The 22,733-nt window shown below is 67.4% G+C and carries 34 protein-coding genes; 29 read left to right on the top strand and 5 right to left on the bottom strand.

Features of this window, described 5'->3' with window-relative positions; translation table 11 throughout:
* The first annotated feature begins 45 nt into the window (after positions 1-45).
* Together OG553_RS11415 and OG553_RS11420 are read left to right on the top strand one after the other, a co-directional pair.
* Positions 46-840 (top strand): peptidoglycan-binding protein, encoded by a 795-nt coding sequence (locus OG553_RS11415; RefSeq protein ID WP_405978871.1) that lies wholly within the window; start codon positions 46-48, stop codon positions 838-840.
* Positions 837-1,055: a hypothetical protein gene (locus OG553_RS11420; RefSeq protein ID WP_405978872.1), complete on the top strand. Its 219-nt coding sequence runs from the start codon at positions 837-839 to the stop codon at positions 1,053-1,055. Before OG553_RS11415 ends, OG553_RS11420 begins: the two co-directional genes overlap by 4 nt.
* A 54-nt stretch (positions 1,056-1,109) precedes the next feature.
* On the opposite strand, the gene OG553_RS11425 is transcribed toward OG553_RS11420, so the two are convergent.
* The 3 genes from OG553_RS11425 to OG553_RS11435 form a co-directional block, all read right to left on the bottom strand.
* Positions 1,110-1,502: a hypothetical protein gene (locus OG553_RS11425; protein WP_405978873.1), complete on the bottom strand. Its 393-nt coding sequence runs from the start codon at positions 1,500-1,502 to the stop codon at positions 1,110-1,112.
* Between the two features lie 74 nt (positions 1,503-1,576).
* A complete protein-coding gene (locus tag OG553_RS11430; protein ID WP_405978874.1) occupies positions 1,577-2,275 on the bottom strand; it encodes a hypothetical protein in 699 nt (232 codons plus the stop codon).
* 51 nt (positions 2,276-2,326) lie between these two features.
* Positions 2,327-3,301, bottom strand: a complete 975-nt coding sequence (locus OG553_RS11435; RefSeq protein ID WP_405978875.1) for a hypothetical protein — start codon at positions 3,299-3,301, stop codon at positions 2,327-2,329.
* Between the two features lie 240 nt (positions 3,302-3,541).
* Between OG553_RS11435 and OG553_RS11440 the strand changes: the two genes are divergently transcribed.
* The 20 genes from OG553_RS11440 to OG553_RS11535 all read left to right on the top strand — a co-directional run bounded on the left by OG553_RS11440 (position 3,542) and on the right by OG553_RS11535 (position 15,139).
* Complete coding sequence (locus OG553_RS11440) at positions 3,542-4,030, top strand: hypothetical protein (protein ID WP_405978876.1); 489 nt, start codon at positions 3,542-3,544, stop codon at positions 4,028-4,030.
* A 292-nt stretch (positions 4,031-4,322) separates the two neighbouring features.
* On the top strand, positions 4,323-4,775 hold the full coding sequence (locus tag OG553_RS11445; RefSeq protein WP_405978877.1) for a hypothetical protein: 453 nt from the start codon (positions 4,323-4,325) through the stop codon (positions 4,773-4,775).
* Positions 4,772-5,704, top strand: coding sequence for a hypothetical protein (locus OG553_RS11450; protein WP_405978878.1), 933 nt, complete (start codon positions 4,772-4,774; stop codon positions 5,702-5,704). The genes OG553_RS11445 and OG553_RS11450 overlap by 4 nt, the downstream gene beginning before the upstream one ends.
* 45 nt (positions 5,705-5,749) lie before the next feature.
* Positions 5,750-6,241, top strand: a complete 492-nt coding sequence (locus OG553_RS11455; protein WP_405978879.1) for a hypothetical protein — start codon at positions 5,750-5,752, stop codon at positions 6,239-6,241.
* 115 nt (positions 6,242-6,356) lie between these two features.
* A complete protein-coding gene (locus OG553_RS11460) occupies positions 6,357-6,794 on the top strand; it encodes a hypothetical protein (RefSeq protein ID WP_405978880.1) in 438 nt (145 codons plus the stop codon).
* Between the two features lie 61 nt (positions 6,795-6,855).
* On the top strand, positions 6,856-7,257 hold the full coding sequence (locus OG553_RS11465; RefSeq protein ID WP_405978881.1) for a deoxycytidylate deaminase: 402 nt from the start codon (positions 6,856-6,858) through the stop codon (positions 7,255-7,257).
* 20 nt (positions 7,258-7,277) lie between these two features.
* On the top strand, positions 7,278-8,123 hold the full coding sequence (locus OG553_RS11470) for an AAA family ATPase (RefSeq protein ID WP_405978882.1): 846 nt from the start codon (positions 7,278-7,280) through the stop codon (positions 8,121-8,123).
* A 3-nt stretch (positions 8,124-8,126) separates the two neighbouring features.
* Entirely contained in the window at positions 8,127-8,501 is a 375-nt protein-coding gene (locus OG553_RS11475) for a hypothetical protein (protein WP_405978883.1), read from the top strand.
* Positions 8,498-8,650: a hypothetical protein gene (locus tag OG553_RS11480; protein ID WP_405978884.1), complete on the top strand. Its 153-nt coding sequence runs from the start codon at positions 8,498-8,500 to the stop codon at positions 8,648-8,650. The genes OG553_RS11475 and OG553_RS11480 overlap by 4 nt, the downstream gene beginning before the upstream one ends.
* Positions 8,647-9,060, top strand: coding sequence for a CHC2 zinc finger domain-containing protein (locus OG553_RS11485; protein ID WP_405978885.1), 414 nt, complete (start codon positions 8,647-8,649; stop codon positions 9,058-9,060). The genes OG553_RS11480 and OG553_RS11485 overlap by 4 nt, the downstream gene beginning before the upstream one ends.
* Before the next feature lie 34 nt (positions 9,061-9,094).
* On the top strand, positions 9,095-9,559 hold the full coding sequence (locus OG553_RS11490) for a toprim domain-containing protein (protein ID WP_405978886.1): 465 nt from the start codon (positions 9,095-9,097) through the stop codon (positions 9,557-9,559).
* Positions 9,556-9,921, top strand: coding sequence for a hypothetical protein (locus OG553_RS11495; protein WP_405978887.1), 366 nt, complete (start codon positions 9,556-9,558; stop codon positions 9,919-9,921). The genes OG553_RS11490 and OG553_RS11495 overlap by 4 nt, the downstream gene beginning before the upstream one ends.
* Positions 9,921-10,088, top strand: a complete 168-nt coding sequence (locus OG553_RS11500) for a hypothetical protein (protein ID WP_405978888.1) — start codon at positions 9,921-9,923, stop codon at positions 10,086-10,088. The genes OG553_RS11495 and OG553_RS11500 overlap by 1 nt, the downstream gene beginning before the upstream one ends.
* Positions 10,085-10,294 carry a hypothetical protein gene (locus tag OG553_RS11505; RefSeq protein ID WP_405978889.1) on the top strand — a complete coding sequence of 70 codons (210 nt, stop codon included), beginning with the start codon at positions 10,085-10,087 and terminating at the stop codon, positions 10,292-10,294. The genes OG553_RS11500 and OG553_RS11505 overlap by 4 nt, the downstream gene beginning before the upstream one ends.
* Before the next feature lie 3 nt (positions 10,295-10,297).
* Positions 10,298-11,491, top strand: coding sequence for a hypothetical protein (locus tag OG553_RS11510; protein ID WP_405978890.1), 1,194 nt, complete (start codon positions 10,298-10,300; stop codon positions 11,489-11,491).
* Entirely contained in the window at positions 11,488-11,811 is a 324-nt protein-coding gene (locus tag OG553_RS11515; protein ID WP_405978891.1) for a hypothetical protein, read from the top strand. Before OG553_RS11510 ends, OG553_RS11515 begins: the two co-directional genes overlap by 4 nt.
* Positions 11,808-12,191, top strand: a complete 384-nt coding sequence (locus tag OG553_RS11520) for a hypothetical protein (RefSeq protein WP_405978892.1) — start codon at positions 11,808-11,810, stop codon at positions 12,189-12,191. The genes OG553_RS11515 and OG553_RS11520 overlap by 4 nt, the downstream gene beginning before the upstream one ends.
* Positions 12,188-12,592, top strand: a complete 405-nt coding sequence (locus tag OG553_RS11525) for a hypothetical protein (protein WP_405978893.1) — start codon at positions 12,188-12,190, stop codon at positions 12,590-12,592. The genes OG553_RS11520 and OG553_RS11525 overlap by 4 nt, the downstream gene beginning before the upstream one ends.
* 2 nt (positions 12,593-12,594) lie before the next feature.
* Positions 12,595-14,790 (top strand): ribonucleoside-triphosphate reductase, adenosylcobalamin-dependent, encoded by a 2,196-nt coding sequence (gene nrdJ, locus OG553_RS11530; RefSeq protein WP_405978894.1) that lies wholly within the window; start codon positions 12,595-12,597, stop codon positions 14,788-14,790.
* Between the two features lie 73 nt (positions 14,791-14,863).
* Positions 14,864-15,139 carry a hypothetical protein gene (locus OG553_RS11535; protein ID WP_405978895.1) on the top strand — a complete coding sequence of 92 codons (276 nt, stop codon included), beginning with the start codon at positions 14,864-14,866 and terminating at the stop codon, positions 15,137-15,139.
* 44 nt (positions 15,140-15,183) lie between these two features.
* On the opposite strand, the gene OG553_RS11540 is transcribed toward OG553_RS11535, so the two are convergent.
* Entirely contained in the window at positions 15,184-16,536 is a 1,353-nt protein-coding gene (locus OG553_RS11540; RefSeq protein WP_405978896.1) for a transcriptional regulator, read from the bottom strand.
* 414 nt (positions 16,537-16,950) lie between these two features.
* Here OG553_RS11540 and OG553_RS11545 point away from each other — a divergent pair, with 414 nt between their 5' ends.
* From OG553_RS11545 to OG553_RS11565, 5 genes are all read left to right on the top strand, one after another.
* Positions 16,951-17,142 (top strand): hypothetical protein, encoded by a 192-nt coding sequence (locus tag OG553_RS11545; RefSeq protein WP_405978897.1) that lies wholly within the window; start codon positions 16,951-16,953, stop codon positions 17,140-17,142.
* Between the two features lie 162 nt (positions 17,143-17,304).
* The gene (gene amcB / locus OG553_RS11550) at positions 17,305-18,423 is read left to right on the top strand and encodes a cyclophane-forming radical SAM peptide maturase AmcB (RefSeq protein WP_405978898.1); all 1,119 of its coding nucleotides are present in this window, start codon (positions 17,305-17,307) and stop codon (positions 18,421-18,423) included.
* Positions 18,401-18,667: a multiple cyclophane-containing RiPP AmcA gene (gene amcA / locus OG553_RS11555; RefSeq protein ID WP_405978899.1), complete on the top strand. Its 267-nt coding sequence runs from the start codon at positions 18,401-18,403 to the stop codon at positions 18,665-18,667. Before amcB ends, amcA begins: the two co-directional genes overlap by 23 nt.
* A 71-nt stretch (positions 18,668-18,738) precedes the next feature.
* A complete protein-coding gene (locus OG553_RS11560) occupies positions 18,739-19,413 on the top strand; it encodes a pentapeptide repeat-containing protein (RefSeq protein WP_405978900.1) in 675 nt (224 codons plus the stop codon).
* 14 nt (positions 19,414-19,427) lie between these two features.
* The gene (locus OG553_RS11565) at positions 19,428-20,153 is read left to right on the top strand and encodes a hypothetical protein (protein WP_405978901.1); all 726 of its coding nucleotides are present in this window, start codon (positions 19,428-19,430) and stop codon (positions 20,151-20,153) included.
* Here OG553_RS11565 and OG553_RS11570 read toward each other — a convergent pair.
* Positions 20,150-21,322, bottom strand: coding sequence for a hypothetical protein (locus OG553_RS11570; protein ID WP_405978902.1), 1,173 nt, complete (start codon positions 21,320-21,322; stop codon positions 20,150-20,152). The genes OG553_RS11565 and OG553_RS11570 overlap by 4 nt on opposite strands.
* A 252-nt stretch (positions 21,323-21,574) precedes the next feature.
* Here OG553_RS11570 and OG553_RS11575 point away from each other — a divergent pair, with 252 nt between their 5' ends.
* Together OG553_RS11575 and OG553_RS11580 are read left to right on the top strand one after the other, a co-directional pair.
* On the top strand, positions 21,575-22,144 hold the full coding sequence (locus OG553_RS11575) for a peroxiredoxin (RefSeq protein WP_405978903.1): 570 nt from the start codon (positions 21,575-21,577) through the stop codon (positions 22,142-22,144).
* Between the two features lie 3 nt (positions 22,145-22,147).
* On the top strand, positions 22,148-22,687 hold the full coding sequence (locus tag OG553_RS11580; protein WP_125601103.1) for an alkyl hydroperoxide reductase: 540 nt from the start codon (positions 22,148-22,150) through the stop codon (positions 22,685-22,687).
* Positions 22,688-22,733: the final 46 nt, after the last annotated feature.

The raw sequence follows: 22,733 nt of genomic DNA on the forward strand, positions 1-22,733 counted from the left end.
TCCCCCATCGGACGGGGCCTTTCGCATGTCCCAAAGGAGGACCCCGTGAGCAATCAGGCTCAGAAGATCCTCGGCATTGCACGCGCCGAGAAGGGCTACCAGGAGGGCCGGAAGTCCGGCCACTGGAACAACGACCAGAAGTACAGCAACGGGGTGCCCGGCCTGGAGTGGAGCGACTTCCAGGCGTGGTGCGCGACCTTCGTCTCCTGGTGCGCGCTGAAGGCCGGGGTCGCCGACCTCTACCCGCGCACCGCGTCCTGCCTGACCGGCGTCTCCTGGTTCAAGCAGCGGAACCGGTTCTCGGCCTACCCTGCGATCGGTGCCCAGGTGTTCTTCGGCAAGGGCGGCGGCACGCACACCGGTCTCGTCTACGACTACGACGACGAGTTCGTCTACACCATCGAGGGCAACACCAACGACTCGGGCAGCCCCGAGGGCGACGGCGTGTACGAGAAGAAGCACCGCCGGAAGGACTCGTACGTCTTCGGCTACGGCTACCCGGCCTTCGCCGAGGGGATCAAGTCGGCTGACCCGGCGTGGAAGGACAAGGCGCCGAAGCCTCAGCCGCCGGCACCGCAGCCTTCCTCGCAGATAGTCGCGCTGAACCCGGCCGTGAAGCCTGGCGCCAAGCACGCCCAGGTGCGCGACCTTCAGCGGCTCCTGATCAAGGCCGGTTACGGCCCGATCAACGGGGCCGTGACCGACTTCTACGGCCCGGAGACTCAGCGGGCAGTGGCCCGATTCCACGACCGGAACCCCGCTTACCGCAGCGGCCTGCACGACCCGCGGATTGGCCCGAAGGGCTTCGTCGCCCTCCAGAAGCAGGCGGGCCGCCGATGAGCAAGATGCTTCTGCCCGGCTCGAAGCCGCCGAGCCTCCTGTCCCTGCTGCCTGTCCGATACCGCTCGCGCGCTGGGGCGTTCCTGGCCGCGCTCGGCGTGGTCGTGAGCGTCTGCGCCATCGTCTACGCCGACAAGCCCGAGGTCGCTGTCATCGTCCAGATCGCAACCGCCCTCGGCCTGGTCGAGTCTCCCGACTCGGACGCCACCGAGTGAAGCACGCCCCCCTGCCGGTCCTCATGGGCTGGCAGGGGGGCGGCTTTCGTCGTCTCAGGACTCGTCGTTCTTCCCGGCTTTCCCAGCCTTCAGCGCCTCGATCTCATCCATCGTCATGACGGGGGTCCTCGAACGGCGCACCGGAGCCTCGGCCGCCTTCCTAGCCTTGGGCCTCCTTGCCGGCGGCGCCTGCTGCCCAGGCACCTCGGCCTTCGGGTCCTCGACCGCCGCGATGATGGCCGCAGCCGCTCGTTCGAGGGGGGCCAGCTCCGGAGGACCCTGCGCAGCAAGGTCGTCACCGAAGAGATCCCGCAACGGCGCCGCGTCCTCGTCGCACAGGTCACGCTCGCGAGGCTTGGAACCCGCAAGGGCGAGGGTGTACCGGGTCGTGGGGCGGTCCTTGCTCTTGCACTGGTCGCATAGGCGCACGGTGATCGTTAGTTCCATTTCGGCGCCCCCTCGCGCTGCGTGACTCTCTATGTGTTGATTGTCGCTCATGGAGGGGGCACGGGTCGAAGTTGTCAGAGTGAGGCGGATTCGAGCCGCTGAAGGTAGCGGCTTCCGGTGCGCCGGTCGCGGCCCATGAGTTCGGCCAGGGCGGGACCGGTGACCTCCTTCTGCTGCTCCTTGAGCTTCGCGACGGCCTGGCGGATCTCCGCGATGCTCGCGGTCGGACGGCCGGGGCGGCGCCGGTTTCGGGCCTTGGCCACCTCGTCGACCGGCGGCTCGAAGCCGTCAAGGGTCTCCTGAACGGGCTCGGCTTCCTGGTCCTGGCGCTCGTCGTCGACATGCTCCTCGGCGATCAGCGCGGCTTCCGCCGGCATAGCCCTGGTCGCTCGGATGATCATGTGTGCCACGTGCCCGGCGACGACGCCCGGAACGGTGGAGACAGCGGCGGTCAGCGCCATGGACGACTGCATGTACCCGGCGGCTATCCAGTGGGCGACGATCTGGCCGACCACGGTCATGGCCAGGGCGCCGATCGCACCGACGACGGCAGTTCCGCGACCCTTCTCGCCCTTCTTGCGCGTCTCGACGAACCAGACGGCGAAGCAGGCGTACACGCTCATGCAGACCGGCATACCGGCGGCAGCGATCTCTCCCCATCCGGCAGCGCGGGCGAGCTGGTACTCGCCGGGAGCAGACATGGCGAGAGCGACGGCGAGAACGAGGCCGCCCAGGACGTAGGCGTACCAGGGCATACGGACAGACGAAGACATGGCTGTGCCTTTCAGAGGCAGTGCGAAAGTGGAGAAAGTTCGAGGGGGCCGTCAGGCCCGGGACGGCCGCGCCATGGCTGCGCGGGCCTCGGCGGCACGCTCGCGGTAGTCCGCGATGAAGCCGTTCTCTTCCGGCTGGGCCAGGTCGGCGCCGGTCTGCGATGCGGCGATCAGCTCGCGGGCGAAGTCGCTCAGCTCGACGCCGGAGCACACGCCGCAGATGCCGGAGTCCTGGCCAGCGGGCAGGAGGCGGCCACAGCCGTCCGTCGCGCAGTCGGTGTACGTGCGCCACTGGCGCTTGCGCTCGGGGCGCTTGCGGTCGAGGCGGTCCTCGATCAGCTTCGAGGCGCTGTAGAGCTTCCTGGGAAGCCCCTGCGTCACTGCGTCGGTGATCTCGGCGATGGTCGCCCCACGGTCCAGCCAGTCCGCGAGGGACGGGACGAGCTTGCTGACCTGGCGCTCATTGAGCTTGAGGCGGGAGTCGATCGCGGCAAAGCGCCGAAGGAGGCGGGCAGCCTCGATCTCCTGCTTGCTGTCTTTGGGGCTCTCGCCCTCCCTCTCCTTGTCGGCGTCCCGCTCGGACGGCGCAGGCTCGGCCTCGGCGGGAGGGTTGGGAGGGTTCTTTCGCCCGTACTTAGAAGAGTCCTTATCCCCGTAAGGGGACGTGCCCGTCTTCTGAGTGGCCGGGGCGCTGGTGACCGGACGGGCGGGAACCGGGGACGAGGCCATGTTCGGCTGCTCGTACACGTCCACGCTGGAGACGATCTGGTTCGTCTCGTCGTCGCGGCTGGTCTTCGTCACCCAGTACCCGAGCTTGCGCAGCTCCTCGACGGCCTTGGCCACCGCGGATCGCCCTTGCGGGTAGTTGTCGGAGAGGGTGCGGACGTTTTCCTTGACCCCGCTGGGCATGGAGAGGACGAGGGCGAGGATGCCCCGCGCGGTGTGCGACATGCGCGGGTCCTGGATCGCCTTATTGGCGATGATCACGAAGTCCCGCTCATGCGTCGGGATACGATGGATCTGCATAGGGAGTGCGAGCTCCTGGTGCCGGACCCCGGGGTGTTAGCCGCACCGCCGGGGTCACCTGTCTTGTTACGCCCTGACCAGGCACTTTCGTAAACCTGTGACTAGGCGGATCAGCTTCGCTGTCGGGTTCAGCTTGACATGATCACTAGTCGTTGGTCAATCTTTACTCGAACAAGACAGGTTCGGGGTCATCCTGGGGGATGAGCGCGGACAGCGCAGACCAACACCCGAGGGGGATACATGCCCGCGTCGAAGATCGTCAACGAGCAGGAAGTCATCCAGTGGTTCCGGGAGGGCAAGACCTACCCGGAGATGATCCGGCTCTACGAAGAGATGTACCAAATCACGACCACCGCCCCCATGTGGTCTTCCTTCCGCCGACGCAGGGGTCTCAGCCGGCGGAACCTACGCGCCGATGACCTGCTGCCTTGGAAGATGAAGGAAGAGCATAGGCACCAATACCCGCCCATCATGCTTCGGATCGAGGCTCGTCTACGCGAGGAGAAGGCAGCCCTGGAGCGGGGCGAGGAGCCCGAGCGCCCCGTCAGCGACCGCGACAAGAAGCGCCTCGCGTCCTGGAAGAAGGGCCTCACGGCGGACGGGCAAGACCTCGTCGTCCACTACGACGCCGAGACCGAGGAGGGGTTCTTCCTCGTGCCGCGCAGGCCCGAAGACACTGATCTCATTCGCACTCCCCCTCGCAAGACCGGCAACCAGGCTCGGGACTGACCCTACACCCGAACACTCGAACGCGCATTCGAACAACGCGCTACCCTTCCCGCACAGAAGGGTTGCCCTACCCCCGTCGCATCTCGGCGGGGGTTTTCTCGTCCTCAAGTCGTATGCGCCTCTGACCTGCGCATGAGTAGGGTGTGTTCACCCGGCGTTCACTTTCTGCGCACAAGTGCGGCCTGCCGTTCCGCATGTGCGCACCGCCCGCGACAGTCGGTTGACACACCGTGCACCGGCCACGTAGAAACAAGCCAGACGAGTTCAATGTTTACACCTGGGGGGTCGAGCTGTGCCGCTGAACCTGAGCGAGCCTGTCTCGGATGAAGGGCCGACGAAGTACGGCGACACGAAGTGCTTGTTCGTGAGGGACAAGGAAGACGTGCCGCATGAAGCAGGACTCCCCGACCTGTACGCCCTGGCCGTCAGCGAAGACGGCACTCATGCAAGGACCGATAGCGTGCTCGGCGGTATCAAAACGACTCTTCCTGCTGGCGTCGAGCTGGTCGGAGACCCCGCGGCCTGGGACTGCGCGCTGATCGTGCACCCGAACACTCCTGCCTCACAGATGGTCAAGGTTTATGCCGCGCTCCGCGCTGCGAACCTGGAGCCCATGAGCGACGAGGAGCAAGAGCCAGAGCTGCTCGACAACGGCATGGTCCGCATATGGCTGGTGCCCACTGATCCGGGAGACCCGTTCGACGAGGACGACTCCCCTGTTCGAAACCTGGAGATCGCAGCTTGAGAATCGTCGACCTGGCGCCGACACCGACAGTCCCCCGCGACGGCTGGGACCGGCCGCTCGTCGTCCCCAAGCAGGGCGGCAAGCCCGTCCCGCTCACCCGCACGACGACGTACATCGACTGCATCGAAGACAAGACCGCCCTGTCCGGTTGGAAGTCCCGGATGACTCTGGTGGGGGCCGCGAAGCGCCCCTCCCTGCTGGACGTGGTCAGGCAGCTCGATCCCGAGGACACCGAAGACAAGCGCAGGCTGAACGTCCTCGCCGAACAGGCTATGGACATCTCCGGGGCGAATGCCAAGCGGGAGAAGGGCACGCACCTTCACACCCTGTCGGAGTACGTAGACCGCGGTGAGCCCCTGCCCGCCGGCACCGCCGTACGCGACCAGCTCGACATGGCCGCCTACATGGGTGCCACCGTCGAGTTCGACGTGAAGGCCGTGGAGAAGTTCGTCGTCGTGCCCGAGCTGGGCACGGGCGGAACGTTCGACCGGCTCCTCGAATACGCCGGGCCGGGCCCGGACGGCGAGCCGATCGAGGGCTCCTTCATCGGTGACCTGAAGACAGGCAGCATCCAGTACGGCGCCCTCAAGATGGCGACACAGCTTGCCGTGTACTCGCGCGGTGAGCTGTACGACTACAGCCGCTTCCCCGTAGACCCGTCGAACAGGAAAGAGTTCGCTGCATGGAAGAAGCGAGAGGTGCCGGCGGACGAGGCCGCACATGCGTATAACGCCCTGCCCGACGTGTCGCAGAAGTGGGGCATCATCATCAACCTGCCTGCCGGTTCGGCCGAGTGCACCCTGCACTGGGTGGACCTCGAAGTCGGCTGGGCTGCGGCCAAGCTCGCCCGAGAGATCCGCGCCATGCGCAGCGTGAAGGGTGCGATGCGCCCGTGGGTGACCGGCCTCACAAATTCGAAGGTCGCCTAATCGCCGGCACGCGTGTTAAGTTTGACCCAGAACTGAGGGAGTGAAGTGAAGGCAGATCAGGCAGAACTCGTGACGTCCTTCCCGGACGGCTCGATCGGAATCACCATCAAATACGGCAAAAGCTACGAGGACACCTGGGCCGTCTTCCGTGGCTCCGTGAGGCAGGTCCGCGAGCTGCTCTGTGACTACTTCGGGTTCGAGTGTAAAGATGTAACAAGCCTCTCTCTGAGCGACCTCGTTGTCAACGCAACGAGCCTCGCTCACGGCAAGGGGAACATCGCCTCGATCCTCGACGCACGGATCATCCCGGACGACACCGCAACCGCGGCGCCGGCAGACGATCCCTGGGCGGCTGCCTCGGCCGTTCCGTCCCAGCCCCAGACCGACAACGGCTCCGCCTGGATCCTCGGCGAGATCGAGAAGCAGACCAGCGTGGCCGACCTGCAAAAGCTCTGGGCGGCGAACCAGTCCCACTTCGCCGACCCCGCCGTGATGACCGCCTACAAGGCCCGTGGCCGGGCCCTGAAGACCGGCTGAGCATCATGCCCGTCATCATCCTCTGCCTCGTCCTGGCCCTGTCCGCAATGGGCGCGGTCATCACCCCACGGCTCTCTGAGCCCACCCCCTATTACCGAACCGAAGGAGAAACCGAGTGCCCCTGAACCTCGTCGAGATCGCGACCGCTGGCGGCGGCTGGCTCAAGCCGAATGACGTGAAGGACGCCCCCGCCCTGCTGATCGAGGTCAACTCCTACGAGGCACAGCGCCCCACCCCGAACGGGCCGAAGGACTCGGCCCTGTGCGATGTGACGGTCTTCAAGGACCGCGCCGCCCTCGACGCCCTGAACCCCGAGATCAACAAGGGGATGCGCATCGAACAGACCCTCCTCGCCCGCGACCTCGCACCGCTCGTGGGCAGCGCAACCATCGTCACCCTCGCGCAGATCCCGCCCAAGCGGCCGGGTGCCTACCCGGCGTGGGTCTGGCGTCCTGTCGCCGACGCGAACACCCGCCAGGCGGTCATCAAGTACGCCGAGCAGCGCGAGGCCGCCGTCGAGGCCGCCGTCGCCGAGGCCCCTTCCTTCGACTGATCGCGACGAGCTGGGGGCCGGTCACGCGGCTGGCCCCCGCTCTCGCGGGTCTGGAGGACCCGTGAACCGTCCCTCCTGGGACTGCTGGGCGATGGGCATCGCTCAGGCCGTGGCCACCCGTGCGGACTGCACCAGGGCCCAAGTCGGAGCCGTCGTTCTCTACGCCAACAAGCGCGACATGTCGCCGGGCTACAACGGCTTGCCGGCGGGCGTGCCCGGCTGTGCGACGGCAGGCAACTGCCCTCGTGGCCGCCTGTCTGTCGAGGACTGTGCGCGCGACTCGGACTATGCGAACTGCGCCGCGAGCCACGCGGAGAGGAACGCGATCGAGCGCGCGGACCCGAAGGAGCTTCCCGGCTCCACCTTGTACGTCACCCGCAAGCCGTGTCCGGCCTGCCTGACCTTGATCGAGGCGGTTGGTATCCGCCGCGTCGTCTACAGAGAGGAGATACCCCAGTGCTGACACCCGCTAGGTCACTGGCCTTGCACGCCGAGTCCGGCAAGGAGCTGCCGCGCGTCGAGGCGTTCGAGGCCCTGTACGCCATGGGATGCCGCCCGCGTCACGGAGAGGTCGTGATGATCGCGGGCAGGTCCGGCACGCAGAAGTCCGGCTTCGCGCTGTACTGGACGGCGCAGATGGGTTTGCCGACGCTGTACTTCTCCGCCGACATGTCGGCCTTCACCGCGAGCAGCCGTCTGGCGTCGATGATGACGGGCGACACGACCGAGATGGTGGAAGCGGGCATGGGTGCCGGCGGCCGTCACCGCATGGAGTACCTCAACGCGCTGTCGGGCCTGCCCTTCACGTTCTCGTTCGGCTCGCCGATCACGTGGCACGCGGTCGACGAGGAAGTCGAAGCATGGGTCGAGCTGTGGGACAACTACCCGGCCGTCTTCGTCTTCGACAACCTGATGGACTTCGAGGGCGCCGAGTCGGACTACACCGAGCAGATGGCCGTGATGAGCGGCCTGACCGAACTGGCCCGCGCGACCGGCGCGACCGTGATCGTCCTGCACCACGCGAGCGACAAGTCGTGGGAGGCGAAGAGCGACCCTTGGGCTCCCCCCTCCCGAGATCAAATCAAGGGCGGGTTGTCGGAGAAACCGGAGCTGAGCCTCTCCGTGGCGCTGGATCCGAACTCGCACGAGTACCGGGTCGCAGTGGTCAAACAGAGGATGGGCGCCTGCGACCCGACAGGCAAGCGGTACGCCTCGATGCGTTGCCACCCCGAGGTGACGCGGTTCTCGAAGCTCGAACGCCTCGCCCCGGTCACCCCGCCGGCACAGCCCTGGTCCCCGACCGCCATTCTTCAGAAGCAGGGAGTGTAAAGATTGACCACGATCACTGAGCGGAACCGCGCCAACCGGCGCAAGGGCGCCGCCTGGGAGACGGAACTCCTCGCGGGCCTGCGCTCGGTAGGCGAGGACGCCGAGCGGCTGCGGCTGACCGGGGCCGAGGACGAAGGAGACCTCGTCGTCCGCGAGGACGGCGGCCTGTTCACGGTCATCGAGACCAAGAACGCCCGCTTCGAACCAGGGCCGTTCCTCGACGAGGCCGAGCGCGAGCGCCTCAACTTCGCCAAGCACCGAGGCATCGACCCGCACAGCGTGGAGTCGATCGTCGTCGTGAAGCGCAGGGGCAAGGGCTGGCGCAAGGCGTTCGTGCTGACCACGGTCGAGGCGTACTTCGGGCTGGACGCCGCGTGATCACGGTGACGTTCGAGGAGGAGGCCGAACGCGACCGACTCATAGTCGAGTTGGGCAGGTTCGACCTGAGCACGGCTGCGGGACAGGGCCTCGACGACCTCGGATACGACGACGACAAGGGCTGGTTCGTCGGCAGGCGGTTGCCGTGAGGTTCAGCCGGATCGACAACGACGACCAGGACCACGAGAAGCCAACCCTCGAATCGGTCCTCGAACACTACGGCGTCGACTTCAACGACCAGCGCGCCACGGGCATGGCGGAGTGCCCGTTCCACGACGACCAGACGCCGTCCTTCTCGTGGAACACAGACCGGCAGCTCTGGAAGTGCCACTCCTGCGGCAAGGGCGGCGACTCATTCACTTTGATCATGGAAAAGGAAGGCACAGACTTTGTCGGAGCGCGAGCCATTGCGGCCTCTCTCTCCCTCGCAACGCGAGATGCTGGAGGAAGCGACCGCGACCTATCAGGCAGCGCTTACGGCGGACGCCGCAAGGTATCTCCTCGGCCGGGGAATCGGCCGCGCGGAGGCGGCTACGTACCGGCTTGGCGTCGTGGGTGACCACCCGTTCCCCGGCCACGAGAGGTACAGGGGGATGCTCGCCATCCCCTACCTCGACCGCAACGACGCGCCGCTGACCATCCGGTTCCGCTGCCTGCAAGACCACGACCACCGCACCTTCGGCCACGGCAAGTACAACACCATCAAGGACGACCCGCCGCGCATGTACGGCGTCGGCTCCGTCCACAAGGCCGACAGCGTGATCGAGGTGACCGAGGGCGAGCTCGACCGGATCATCCTGGAGAAGCTCGGCCTCCACGCAGTCGCCATCCCCGGCGCCTCCATCTGGCAGGGACGCCACAGGCGGATGCTCGCGGGCTTCAACAGGGTCCGGATCTGGGGTGACCCCGACGATGCCGGCGCCGAGTTCACCGCCCGCATCTGCCGCGCCCTGCGCTCCGCAAAGGGGATGCGGCTGCGGGCCGGAGACGTGACCGAGACCTACGTGCAGGAGGGGGCTGAAGCCCTGCTCAGTTTGATCAAGGAGGACGAACAGTGACCCAGACCACCGCAAAGAAGGCCGCCCCTCGCAAGGCGCCGGCACGAACGGCCGACCCGCTGACTGCCGTCCTGGCCGAGGTGCAGGCAGCCGCGAAGACCGTGGGCCCGCTGCCCGGCCATCTCGTCGGCGGCGTGCACCCGGACCGGGGAACCGACGCCTACCGCAGACGCGGCGAGGAGTGGGCCATCATCAACGCCGACCGGGGAGAGGCCGGGGTGCTGGGCGTCGATGGCCTGGCGATCGAGGTCGCCTTCGCCGCATTCGGCGGGCGCACGCCTGGAGAGATCCGCGGTGGCCTTGTCCGCCTCAGCTCGCTCGCCGTGGCCGCTGTCACGCAGATCGACCAGGAGGGCAAGTGATGGCCGCCGCGATGAGTGCCGAGCACTACCGCCAGGCCGCCGCAGAGCTGGACGCGTGGGAGCCGAAGGACCCGTGGGGAGCCGACTTTTACACCGGCCTCGGCATTGGCGAGGCCGCCAAGATCCTGCGCGCGCGGGCTGACGAGCTGGAAGGGGGTGCCGAGTGAGCGAGGCCCTGCCGGGCGACCCTGGCCCGACCCTCACCCGCCTGTACGAGGAGCTGGAGCCCGACGTACGGGAGACCGTCGTCCTCCGCCTTCTCGACATCGGCTCCTCCGCCGAGCGCCTGGCCCTCGTCCTGCGCAAGCACGGGCACTCCGTCTCCGCTTCCACGATCCGCACGTACCGCCGATCTCTTCGTGATGGAGTATAAAGTTTGAACAAGACTGAGCTGCTGAACGACCTTCTCGCGACACCGACCGCACCGGCCATCAGCGGACGCCAGACCGACCCCGACAAGGATTTCACCCGCCAGATCGAGGTGTCGGGCGACGCGGCCGAGGTGACCGTCCGGGGCCCCGAAGGCATCGACCCCGAGTCGACGGCGGCCGACGTGCTCCGCGCGCACCAGCTCGACCCCGCCGAGTGGGAGGTCACAGGCTTCCGGTCCTCCGAGTGGACCATGGCCAACGGTGAGCCGGGAGTCTCCGCACGGTTTTCCTTCGGCCGCCGCAAAGTGCCGGCGGTTCTCGAGCGGCCGAACATCGACGAGCTTCTCGCTCTCTTCGACCAGGCGCCCGGTTTCGTCCAGGAGGGCGAGAAGGGCGAGTTCACTTTCATAGTCGCCTTGGGTGACATGCAGTTCGGCAAGATCGATGGCGACGGCTACGCGGGCACGCTCACGCGGGCGATGCACTGCATCGACCAGGCGGTCAGTCGCCTCGCCGACTACCAGGAGCGCTTCGACATCGAGCACGTCCACCTCGCGTGGCTCGGCGATCACGTCGAGGGCTTCGTCTCTCAGGGCGGCGCGAACGTCTGGCGCACTCAGCTCACCCTCACGGAACAGATCCGGCTCACCCGCCGACTGATGGCGCACGCGATCATCCGCTTCGCGCCGATGGCCAGCCGCCTGACGGTCGTGGCGGTCCCCGGCAACCATGGCGAGGCCGTGAGGCCGGGCGGGAAGGGCGTCACCCGCTACGACGACAGCCACGACACGGACGCCCTGATCTCCGTCAGCGAGGCCCTGGCCCTGGCGGGCGAGGAGTTCGCCCACGTCGAGGTGTACGTCCCCGATACGGACGAGCTGACCGTCGTCGTCGAGTGCTCGGGCACGGTCGTCGCCCACGCGCACGGCCACCAGTGGCGACCTGGCAAGCACTTCGAATGGTGGAGGTCGCAGGCGTTCGACAAGACGAGCGCGATGCACACCGCCGACCTTCTCCTCGCCGCCCACCTGCACCACGAATTCGTGGACACGGACGGACCGAGGACGTTCATCCAGATCCCGGCCATGGAGTCCGAGTCGACGTGGTGGCGGCACCTGAAGGGCACGCGCGGGGCGCCGGGCCTGATGGTCATGGTCACGAAGGACGGGGCCGTGCCGGTGAAGGAAGTGGTCCGGTGACCGGCCCGGCCGACTGGCGGGTCCTTGAGCTGCCGGATGTGGTGGCCCTCGCAGGCCGTGCCGCCCGCCGTATCGCGGACGGGTACGAGGACACCCTGACGCTGGAGTACGAGGACGCCCGGCAGGAGGCGCTCATCATCCTGGCAACGAAGCCGGACATGGTGAACGAGTGCCTCGCCGACCCCTCGCTCGGCCTCGGCGTTCTCTATCACCGCCTGGTCCTCGACCTTATGGACCGTGTGAAGACCCAGGCCAAGTACCGCTGTCGCCACATCTCCTACGAGGCGGCCTGCGAGGCGGCGGAGAGGGGCCGCCTGTGAGCGGGTACGACCGGCGCCTGGTCGAACACCTGCTTCCGGCCGTGTGGGACGTGGAAGCCGCGTACGGCGTCCGTAACCCCACGGCCCCTGACCCGGACATGCCGAAGGGGACCGTCGACAAGAAGGCCGCGGGGACCTTGTTCGCGCACCTCGCCGACATCCGGCGCGGCTGGAAGACGGCCCCCCTGTCCCGGGTCGAGAAGCGAGCGCTGTTCATGCACTTCGCCCTCGACTGGGAGGACCAGCGAATCGCGGCCCGCGAGGCGGTCACCGACAGGGCTGTCCGCTACCGGCTGGAGCGAGGGGTCGGCAAGCTCGCCGCCCACCTCAATGGCACCGACTACATCGACAGCTACGACGAATTGGAGACCGCAGCGTGAGCGAACCTCTGCCCGAGGAACCGCCTGCCGAGGAGCCTCAACCCTCTGAGCCGCCCGCCGGCATGGGCCCGGAGGACTTCGAGTTCTGGGACGACTCGACCCAGACCTTTTACGAGCGCCGGGCAGACGGCGCAGTCATCGCCCGCCCATTTACCGAAAGGGAAGTCACCCAGCAGCAGGACGAGTTGGCGCTTGACAGCCTGCACTCGGAAGCCGCCTTCGCGATCGGCTACCTCGACGAGCGGATCGACTCTTGCCTCGCTTACCTGGCGCTGCCCGCGCCCACGGGCGAGGAGTCGGCGGCACAGATCAGGGTGCTGTCCGACCTCTCCGCCTACAGCGCCGGAACCCTCAAGCGCCTGATCAAGGTGCTGGCCGTCATGTTGAACAAGCCGGTCTGACCTTGGCCAAGCCGCAGACCATCCCCCATCAGAAGGAGAACCTCATCACCACCGCAGTTCCGTTCGGTCCCACCGGTCAGACCGTGTACGAGCGCACCTACAGCCGCACGAAGGCGGACGGTAGCCGGGAGACGTGGCCCGAGACGGTCCGCCGCGTTGTCGCAGGGAACCTCGGCCTCGTCTACGGCCCCGCCGAGGGCTGGAGCGAGGGCGTGCGAGCCGAGCATGACGAGCTGGTCGAACTGATGGACCGCTTCGCAGTCCTGCCCGCAGGCCGCCACCTGTGGGCGAGCGGAGTCAAGGGCAGGCAGTACCTCTTCAACTGCCACGTCAGCGGGTGGGGCGAGAAGCTCAGCCGACACTTCGAGTTCAGCTTCCTTCGGCTCATGGAAGGGGGCGGCGTCGGGGCCAACTACTCGACGCGCTTCCTGAAGCCGTACGGACCCCCTCGTCGACCCCTGACCGTGCACATCGTGTGCGACCCCGCCCACCCCGACTACGAGGACATGAAGGCCGCGGGCGTCCTCTCGATGGACTACGACTCGGACTGGACCGGGGCGTTCGAGGTCGAGGACTCCCGCGAGGGCTGGGCCGCCGCGCTGGTCGACCTGATCGACACCTTCATGACCGACGACGAGGTCAAGCACAGGGACCGCGTGTACGACGTGAGCCGCGTACGCGGGAAGGGCGCCCGCCTGAAGACCTTCGGCGGCGTGGCGAGCGGCCCGGCCCCGTTCGCCCGCATGATGCAGGAGATCGGCCGCGTCCTAAGCCGGGCTGCGCGCTGCCAGTCCTGCGGCGACACGGGAGCGGTCGAGGACTACCGGGGTTGCGACTGCTGCGAGTCCTCGTTCCCTTGCGTGGACTGCCCCGAGCACCTGACCCCCGTCGAGGCGATGGAAATCGACCACGCCATCGCCGAGTGTGTGGTCTCAGGCGGAAACCGCCGGTCCGCCCGCATGGCCATCTGCCGCTGGGATGATCCGTACATCGACGAGTTCCTGTCGTGCAAGGACGACCCGGCGCAGCACTGGACGACGAACATCTCCGTCGAGATCGACCAGGACTTCATCGACTACCTGTCCGGCGAGAAGCACGACGACTTCGGGCCCGGTGGAAACGAGTGGGCCCACATGGTGCACCGCAAGGTCGTCGAAGGGATGCTGAAGAACGGCGAGCCCGGCTACTGGAACTCGACCGCCTCGAACGTCGGCGAGCCCAGCGAGGTCGTCGCCACGAACCCGTGCGGCGAGATCGCGCTCATGCCGTGGGAGAACTGCAACCTCGGGCACGTCAACCTCGACACCTTCGTGCTCGACGGGCACGAGGCGTACGACGAGACCGGCCTCAAGAGGGCGCACGAGCTGATGGCCCGCTTCCTGGTGCGGGCGACATACGGAGACGTGAACGACGCCGAGCAGGCCGAGCGCCTGGCCGCACAGCGCCGAATCGGCGTCGGCCACCTGGGCGTGCAGGGCTTCCTCGCGAAGCAGGGCATCCGCTACAGCGAAGCGCCGGCACACACCCGCTTCCGGCTCCTCCTCGGACGCCTGAAGAGGGTCGTCCGCCAGGCCGCCCGCGACTACGCCTTCGAGCTGCGCATCCCGGAGCCGGTCAAGGTCACGACGGTCGCCCCCACGGGCACGATCGCGAAGATGCCGGGTGTCACGGAGGGGATTCACCCCGTCTATGCCCGCACCTTCCTGCGGCGCGTGCGCTTCTCGATAGCCGACCCGGACCAGGCCGCCAGGGTCGCCGCCTTCGAGTTCGAGGGGTACAAGGTCGAGCCGTGCGTCTACGACCCCAGCGGGAACACGATGGTCGTCGAGTTCCCCACGCTGGACAAGCTCGTCGCCGAGGTCGAGGCGCGCGGCTATCCGGCCGACCTGGTGGAGTCGGCCGACGAGCTGTCTCTGAACCAGATGCTCGCCTTCCAGGCCATGTACCAGACCGAGTACGCCGACAACGCGGTGTCGTTCACGGCGAACGTGCCCGAGGGCCTGGACCTCGACGAGACAGCGGAAGTGATCGAGTCGTGGCTCCCTCTCCTGAAGGGCACCACGATCATGGTCGACGGCACTCGGCCGCAGGCTCCGTACGAGCGGATCACCCGCGACCAGTTCGACGAGTACGAGTCGTTCCGGGTCGAGGACTCGACCGACGAGGAGTGCTCGACCGGCGCCTGCCCGGTGCGCTAATCGTCCTACGCCATAAGCGAGTTGGGCCCCCGGGAGGGGGCCCTTCTGGCGTTTCCGCAGGTAGAATGCCTGCATGACGTTCAAGATGACGTGGGCGCTGGTCGCCGAGCACGTAGACCAGTGGACCGGCGACGACTTCACCGAGGCCGCGTCGGTGCTGGACAGAGAGGTCGGCGCCACGGTCTCGGCGAGCGGCATGAACGAGGGCGCCCAGGCTCACTTCCGCGAGACCTTCCTCGTTCCGGTCCGGGACGGGATCGCAGGCGCCGGCAAAGAGGCGGTTGAGGCCGGACGTGGCTGGGACCGCGCCGCCGGGCCTCTGCTCGTCGTGCTCTCTCCGGCTGCCTGACTTGCAGGCCCCCGCGATCGACGCGGGGGCCTGCGTCCGTTTGGTCAGGCCGCCTCGACGAGGGCCTGTGCCCGCTCGTTGAAGTCGGCGACGAGCCGGTTCTGCCCGAAAGGCTGCATCCGGCGGCGTAGATCCTGAACGGCCTCGATGGCGCGCGTGCTCTTGACCTGTGAGGCCAGCGTCAGTGTGCGCAGGCCCGCAGCGTACGCGGAGTCCACGTCTCGACGCTGAACGTGGCTGACCGCGAGGGCTGCCTGAGACATCGCGCCCCGCCGGGCGCGCTTCTGCTGGTGTGCGTGATCGATGGACCGTACGGCGTGGGCCTCGGAGGACTTCGGGTCATTGAGATCCCGGAAGGTCATCGCGTGCTCGCCGTGCAGGTAGGCCGGGTCAATGAACTCCGCCCACGCCTGCTCTTGCTCCGGACGCACCCGCTCGAACGCTTTCTCCGATTCGATCACGGCCCGGCTGGCCGCTTTGATGTCGCCGAGCTTGGCGAGGGCCCGCGCTTCGAGGCACCACAGGTCAGCCAGGCAGGCAGCGGAATCGGCCTTGGCCAGCCCGTGTCGACCGGCCTGCGCAAGGCGGCGACCTTCGTTCGGGTCGCCCAGTAGGGTCGCCTGGTCGGCCATGCCGGCGAGGACATGCGCCCCGAGGGCCGCGTTCTTCGACTCCTCGGCGAGCCGAAGTGCCTGGATGAGGTAGCGCTGTGCCACGCCGTGCTCTCCGGAGTCGTACGCCATCCAGCCGAGGAGATAGGTCTGCTCGCTGGCGGCCTCGCACAGCGCCCGGCGCACCTCTTCCGTCTTCGCACGGGGCAGGAGCGGCAAGACGTGCTGGGTCATGTACTCGGCCAGGACCAGGCGGCCAGAGCCTCCGCCCTGGAAGATGTCCATCCGCTGGAACTTTTCGAACATCGCCTTCACGGACGTCACGTCCTCCAGGCGGACGCGCGGTCCAGCGGACGGTTCCTGATCGAGGGTGTTCATCAGCCAGTCGCGCGAGGGCCCAACCCCGGCGACCGCAGCGAAGGGTGCGGCTGCAAGCAGTTTGCGTCGGTCCACGTCAGCTCTCCCGAGTTCGGCAACTGCCTTCACGGTAGCCGTGAACGAGGTGTCGTAGACGAGAGCGGAATCAACCGATGTGCCGGCGCCGAAGCCGATGTCGTATGCCGTGACGCGATACCCGAAGTGGTCGGAGAACACGTCGGCAACGATCTGCGGGACAGGCTCGCGAGGCTGTTCACCTTCGATCCAACACCTGATCCGGGACACACCAGGCGCGATGTGGGGCTCCCTGTACTCCAGCGCCTTCGCCTTGATTCGGCGCGCTAGCTCACCGCGGCTCATTCTGGAGCGGGCGAGATGGCTCTCCAGTCCCACATTGCGCGTCTTCATCCCCAGGGCCTCCGGTTACCTCGGGCCGAAAGCGACACCTTTCGACACCCCCTCGTACGGTACCCAACTCCTCACGCTGGGTGTTGCCTTGACGTACCAATTCGCCGACCAGGAGCGCACCCCCGCAGCCAGAAACTCGCGAAGGAGACGGGACCGCATGCCCGACGAGAACACCCGGATCGAGGAAGTCTCAGATCACCGCCTGATCGGACGGGAGGTTGCGCACCTGCGAGACGGCCGACGCGGTACCTGCGCAGCGGTGTTCAAGCACATCAGCAAGGCAAACAACAGGACCCTCCGCACAGTGGCTCACATGCGTCCGCTGGACGCCTCCGGCAGGGAGTGGGAGGCGGACCCCAACAGCCTCCAGCCGATCAGCCCCATCGGCTCCGAGGCCCGCACCAAGGCGTTCGTATGACCGGGCAGGCATGGGTCGGCGACGAAGTCCGCGACCCCAACGGCCACACCTGGGTGGTCACCGATGTCCGAGCAAGCAAGACGTGGGTGTTGCGTCCGCTCTCCGGCGGCCTCGCGACTCAGCACGAGACCGACGACCCGGACTCCCTTGAAGTGCTCGTCCGCAGGGAGCATCGCACCCAACCCTGACCAGCGTCCCCGGCGGACGAACGGCCTCTGCGGCCCGGCGCACGCCCCGCACGCGCCCTGGCCATCCCCGCGCCCCAGGGCGCAGACCCCCTTCGCGGGGCGTGTCCCAGGCCGCAGAGCCCATCGTTGCCACCCGTTCAGCCCGAACCGAGAGGATGCACGATGCTCCCTGCCGCCCGCCTTGCCACCCGTCCGCGTTCCGTGATCATGCAGCCGACCACCAAGTGCTTACCGATGGACTGCACCTACTGCTACCTGCCGTTCCGCAAGCTAAACCACCTCATGCCCGTCGAGGTCGCGGAGGCAGTAGCCCAGGTCGTCAACGTTTGGGCGGCCGACGACCCAGCCTTCGAAGTTGTATGGCACGGGGGTGAACCGATGGCCACTGGCCGGGAGCGCCTGGCCGCCCTCATGGCCCCCTTCCAGGGCGTCAGGCACAGCATCCAAACGAACGCCGCTCTCGTGGACGACGCGTGGTGCGAGTTCGTGATCAAGCAGGGGATGCACGTCGGTGTCAGCATCGACGGCCCCGAGGACATGAACACCCACCGCATCACCCTTGCCGGCCACCCCGGCTTCCGCGTCACCATGCGCGGCATTGAGCGCCTCCGCCGCCACGGCATCCCCTTCTCCGCCATCGCCGTCGTCTCCAATCCCGACCCGGCCGACGCCGCCCGCTTCTACGAGTTCTTCGCCGAGCTGGGCGTAACCACCCTCGGCGTCAACGTCGAAGAACAGGAGGGGGTCAACACGGGCCAGCAGGCGGCCGACCCGCTACGGGCAGCGGAATTCTGGGAGGCCCTCGCGGACGCCTGGCGGGCCAACCCCGCCGTTCGGCTCCGGGAGGTACAGCGGGTCCTCAACTTCGCCAGTGCCGTCCTTCAGGGCCACGACGTCACCCCCTTGCCCGCATCCTCCCCCTGGGACCCGCTGCCGACCATCGCCTACGACGGCAGCGTGATCATGCTCTCCCCGGAGCTGGCCGGATTTACAGATCCCCGCCTCGGAGACTTCACCACCGGCAACGTGCTCAAGGACGGCCTCGACGCCCTGGTAGCCGAAGCCGAGCAGCGCACCCCATGGATCGCCGAGTTCTGGGACGGCGTGGATGCCTGCCGCGCCACTTGCCCCACCTTCGCCTTCTGCGGAGGGGCACACCCCGCGAACCGGTACTTCGAGCACGGGGGCCGCATGGACGGCACCCGTACCTCGTACTGCACCACGTCCAAGATCGCCCTTCTCGAAGGAGTCACGCGACATGTCCGCAGCCACCGCCCCTGATGCCACCGCGCTCGTGATGGACTCGGCACCGGGATTCACGTCCCTCCTGGAAGCCGCCGGCACCTCGTCCGTCGCCCGCTGGGAGAACGCCTGGACTAACGCCACCTGGAGCAACCAGCCCACCTCGCAGGCCGCGCACGCCCAGCCCTTCGCGACCGCCTTCGACAACCGGCCCACCTGGGATAACCCCACCCCGGCCTTCGACAACCGGCCCACCTGGGACGACTGGAACAAGAGCAAGTAGTCCCACCCCCGACCGGGGCGGCCCCGTCAGCCGCACAGGGCCGCCCCGGCACCACCATGAAGGAGTAATCCATGGCCACCCGCACGTTCGGCCACGTCACCGTCACCCTGCCCGAGCTGGACGAGCCCGGCCTCTACCTGTCCCACGTCGACACCCTCGACAGCCCCCGAGGCGCCGTCCAGGACTTCACGTACGGGGACGCGGACCTGCGCTCGCTTGACCTCGCCGACACGCAGCTCATTACCGGCCGCATCACTGGTGTGCATTCCAAGAAGGTCGAGTTCGAGGGGCTGAGCCTGCACGGTGTGGAGATCACCAGCAGCGATCTCGGAGCGGCCCGGTGGAGCGAGAGCAAGCTGACCCGCGTCCACCTCCGCGACTGCAAGCTGATGGGCGCCGCCTTGGACGGCGTGGTGCTCGACGACGTGTTGTTCGAGGGCTGCAAGCTCGACTTCGCCACCTTCGAGAAGGTCCGCGTCACCGGGCCCGTGGCCTTCATCGGCTGCGTCCTCACCGAGGCCACCTTCACCGACTGCGACCTGTCGGACGCCGTGTTCAACGACTGCACTCTCCGGCTCACCGAGTTCGGCACTGGCCGATACCGCAACACCGACCTTCGCGAGAACGACCTGTCGGCACTCCGCGGCGTCGCGAACCTCTCCAAAGTCCGCATCGACCACGGCCAACAGGCCGATCTCGCCGAGGCCCTGGTGGGCGAGCTGGACATCGCGCTCGGAGACGACTGAACCCGGAGACCCCAGTGCCCCTGCACATCGCCTGCGCCGACCTGGACGCCCTCCGCGAGCGGTGCGACTTCGCCACCGTCCGCACCATCAAGAACGAGCCCGAGTACGAAGACGGCGCCGTCGTCCCGTCCGGGCTGTGGCAGCCGCTTCCCGAGGCGGTGGGGCTCCTGCTGACCGCGCCACAGTGGGCCCCGCCCAGCACCCTCGTGGAGATCGTCCGCCCGCCTGTGCCCAAGGGCGAGGAGTTGGAGGTCTTAGCCGCCCGCATGGGGGACTCGGACGCCGTGTACCTCGGCCAGGCCCACGCCAAGCCCGACATGATGACGACGACGGAGAACTACGCCGCCGGCAAACTGCTCGGCCTGCACCTCGACAACTGGGACAAGCTGCTTTACGGCGCGAAGGCGCGGGGACGGCGGAGACTGGCCGTCAATCTCGGCCCCGGCAGCCGATACATCATCCTGGGCGCCCTGGACGCTCAAGCTGTCTGCCGGGCCGTCCATCCCACTGACTACAACCTCCGCTACCCCCACACCAACGACTACCGGGAACACGTCGCGGCGGGGCACCCGGTACAGGTCATCCGTATCCGGCTGGCACCCGGCGAGGGCTACATCGCCCCTACTGAGTACCTGCTGCACGACGGCTCCACCGAGGGCCAGGAGGAGCCGTCCACCGCAGCCTTCTGGCTAGGTCGATGGGCAAGGGGTGCCCTGCCGTCCCTGATCGAACCCACCTAGTCCGATGGTGTCGGCCCCGGCTGGTCTGCCTCCCTGCGGGCAGCGAGGTCGGGGCTGTCGGCCGCCTCAGGCGCGGTCGGCTCGGGCAGCACTCCCAAGACTGCCAAGTCCGGGGCTCGGCTCTCCTCGTGGGCTTCGAGGACCACGTCAACTGCCTGCCCGATCGCGACCCCGGACGCAGCGTCGGCACTCGGGCAGCGCTGGGAGCCGTGCTCAGCGACGACTGCGCCGGTCTCAGTGTCCGTGATCACAGTCTCTACAAGAGGCTGCACGTCGGCAGTTGCCGCCATCGGCGCCGAGAAGGTGGTCGTGAGCGACAGGTCCGCCGAGATGGGCGCCTCCACCTGGATCTTCAGCAGGTTGCCGCTCTGGACGGGCCCGATCACCACGGCCTCACCGGGAGAGGCGGCACCCAGCCAGTCAGAGAAGCTGTCAGCGCCCTTGACGAGGTCTTCCAGGGGCTCGGGCACCACCTTCTTCAGCTTCTCCCCCAGCCGCTTTTCCTTCTTCTCCTTCTTGGCCTTCTCCTCCGCGTGGAGGTTCTTGCCGGTCGCGGGGTAGTACGGCTTCCCCTTGCCGGCGGGAGCCGTGGGCGCTTGGCCCGCCTGCCCCTCAGTAGCCACGGGGGCGCCTGGTGTTTTCGGCGTGGCCGTGACCGAAGACTCGGCGCTACCAGCGGGCGAGGGGGGCAGCTTCGCGTAGACCGGCCCGTTGGGGACCGCCACATCTTCGGTGTGCACGTGCACGGTCCCGTCCGGGTGGACGTGTATCTGGGTCTTGTCGCCGTAGGCCAGGGCGTACGCGTCTTCGGTCGAGAGGCCACGCCTCGTCGCTTCCCGAATGAGCGCCTTGCGCTGTTCTCCCGTCAGCGGGACGCCTGCGATGCCGCCTCCGCCGTCCAGGTAGGTAGGGAAGTAGCCGGGCAACGGTGCGGATTCGAAGGCGTCGTCGATCTTGGTCCCGTGCGGCTTGTCGGGCTGCTTGGGGGCGGCCCGATCATCGTGGCCCATGGTGCTCAGGGTGAGGCACGTGAAGGTGCCGCCGACCAGGAGTCCCCAGGTGCCGATGGCGAGCTTCCGGTCACGTTGGCCCTTAGCGGGCAGGGCAAGGAGCTTCCCAATGGGATGAGTGCTGATCTCATCCTGCGACGCCTCATTGCGTCGATTCACGGGTCGACTCCCCTCAAACGGAATATGAACTTCCGGTATCAAATCACGAACAGAAGATCGATTTATCCCTATACTGTTGAACCTTCAGGTCACGATGTGGAGTCAGTCACCTACCGCCAAGTAACCCCGGACACCGCGCCCCGTTAATCGGACACGCCTATCAATCCGGTCGGAAGTAGCGATTTCACCCATCAATGCCGCTGTGCCAGGGTGATCACGTCCAACCCCTCAGTACGACCCGAAGGACAGAGCGTGCTCACTGTCGGTGACCAGTTCCCCGAGTTCGACCTCATGGCTTGCGTATCCCTGGAGAAGGGCAAGGAGTTCCAGCGGATCGACGCAGAATGGCTTAAGCTCAACCGGGAAAAGAAGGGTTGGTTGGTGGCCTTCTTCTGGCCTGCCGACTTCACCTTCGTGTGCCCGACCGAGATCGCCGCGTTCGGCAAGCTGAACGACGAGTTCGCGGACCGCGACGCGCAGGTCCTCGGCGTCTCCGGTGACTCCGAGTACGTGCACCACGCCTGGCGCAAGGACCACGCCGACCTGCGCGACCTGCCCTTCCCGATGCTGGCCGACGTCAAGCACGACCTGATGCAGGCCTGCGGCGTCGAGGGCGAGGACGGCTTCGCCAAGCGCGCCGTCTTCATCGTCGACCCGAACAACGAGATCCAGTTCGCCATGGTGACCGCCGGTTCCGTCGGCCGTAACCCCAAGGAGGTCCTGCGGGTCCTCGACGCCCTGCAGACCGACGAGCTGTGCCCCTGCAACTGGAACAAGGGCGAGGACACCCTGAACGCCGGCGCCCTGCTGGCCGGTGAGTGACGGATGTCCCTCGACACCCTGAAGTCGGCCATACCGGACTTCGCCAAGGACCTGAAGCTGAACCTCGGTTCGGTCATCGGCAACCAGGACACGCTCACCCAGCAGCAGCTGTGGGGCACCGTCCTGTCCTGCGCGATCGCCGCCCGCTCCCCGCGCGTCCTGCGTGAGCTGGAGCCGGAGGCCAAGGCCGCGCTCTCCCCGGAGGCGTACAACGCCGCCAAGTCCGCCGCCGCGGTCATGGCGATGAACAACGTCTTCTACCGGACGCGCCACCTGCTCTCCGACCCGGAGTACGGCACGCTGCGCGCGGGCCTGCGGATGAACGTCATCGGCAACCCGGGCGTGGAGAAGGTCGACTTCGAACTGTGGTCGCTCGCGGTCTCCGCGATCAACGGCTGCGGCCAGTGCCTGGACTCGCACGAGCAGGTCCTGCGCAAGGCGGGCGTCGACCGCGAGACGGTCCAGGAGGCCTTCAAGATCGCCTCGGTGATCCAGGCCGTCGCCGTCACCCTCGACGCGGAAGCGGCCCTGGCCGCCGAGTAGTCGCCCCCAGGGGTGCTCCCGAGCACCGCCGTGCCCCCGCAGCCCT

The sequence above is a fragment of the Streptomyces sp. NBC_00158 genome (assembly GCF_045160885.1).
Lineage (GTDB): Bacteria > Actinomycetota > Actinomycetes > Streptomycetales > Streptomycetaceae > Streptomyces.

What these genes read in the sequence shown, in the direction of transcription:
- OG553_RS11425 (WP_405978873.1), bottom strand. Translation starts at nt 1,502, where the DNA reads ATGGAACTAACGATCACCGTGCGCCTATGCGACCAGTGCAAGAGCAAG.
- OG553_RS11500 (WP_405978888.1), top strand. Translation starts at nt 9,921, where the DNA reads ATGGCCGCCGCGATGAGTGCCGAGCACTACCGCCAGGCCGCCGCAGAG.
- OG553_RS11430 (WP_405978874.1), bottom strand. Translation starts at nt 2,275, where the DNA reads ATGTCTTCGTCTGTCCGTATGCCCTGGTACGCCTACGTCCTGGGCGGC.
- OG553_RS11540 (WP_405978896.1), bottom strand. Translation starts at nt 16,536, where the DNA reads ATGAAGACGCGCAATGTGGGACTGGAGAGCCATCTCGCCCGCTCCAGA.
- OG553_RS11435 (WP_405978875.1), bottom strand. Translation starts at nt 3,301, where the DNA reads ATGCAGATCCATCGTATCCCGACGCATGAGCGGGACTTCGTGATCATC.
- OG553_RS11420 (WP_405978872.1), top strand. Translation starts at nt 837, where the DNA reads ATGAGCAAGATGCTTCTGCCCGGCTCGAAGCCGCCGAGCCTCCTGTCC.
- OG553_RS11545 (WP_405978897.1), top strand. Translation starts at nt 16,951, where the DNA reads ATGACCGGGCAGGCATGGGTCGGCGACGAAGTCCGCGACCCCAACGGC.
- OG553_RS11560 (WP_405978900.1), top strand. Translation starts at nt 18,739, where the DNA reads ATGGCCACCCGCACGTTCGGCCACGTCACCGTCACCCTGCCCGAGCTG.
- amcA (WP_405978899.1), top strand. Translation starts at nt 18,401, where the DNA reads ATGTCCGCAGCCACCGCCCCTGATGCCACCGCGCTCGTGATGGACTCG.
- OG553_RS11490 (WP_405978886.1), top strand. Translation starts at nt 9,095, where the DNA reads ATGCTCGCCATCCCCTACCTCGACCGCAACGACGCGCCGCTGACCATC.
- OG553_RS11580 (WP_125601103.1), top strand. Translation starts at nt 22,148, where the DNA reads ATGTCCCTCGACACCCTGAAGTCGGCCATACCGGACTTCGCCAAGGAC.
- amcB (WP_405978898.1), top strand. Translation starts at nt 17,305, where the DNA reads ATGCTCCCTGCCGCCCGCCTTGCCACCCGTCCGCGTTCCGTGATCATG.
- OG553_RS11440 (WP_405978876.1), top strand. Translation starts at nt 3,542, where the DNA reads ATGCCCGCGTCGAAGATCGTCAACGAGCAGGAAGTCATCCAGTGGTTC.
- OG553_RS11535 (WP_405978895.1), top strand. Translation starts at nt 14,864, where the DNA reads ATGACGTTCAAGATGACGTGGGCGCTGGTCGCCGAGCACGTAGACCAG.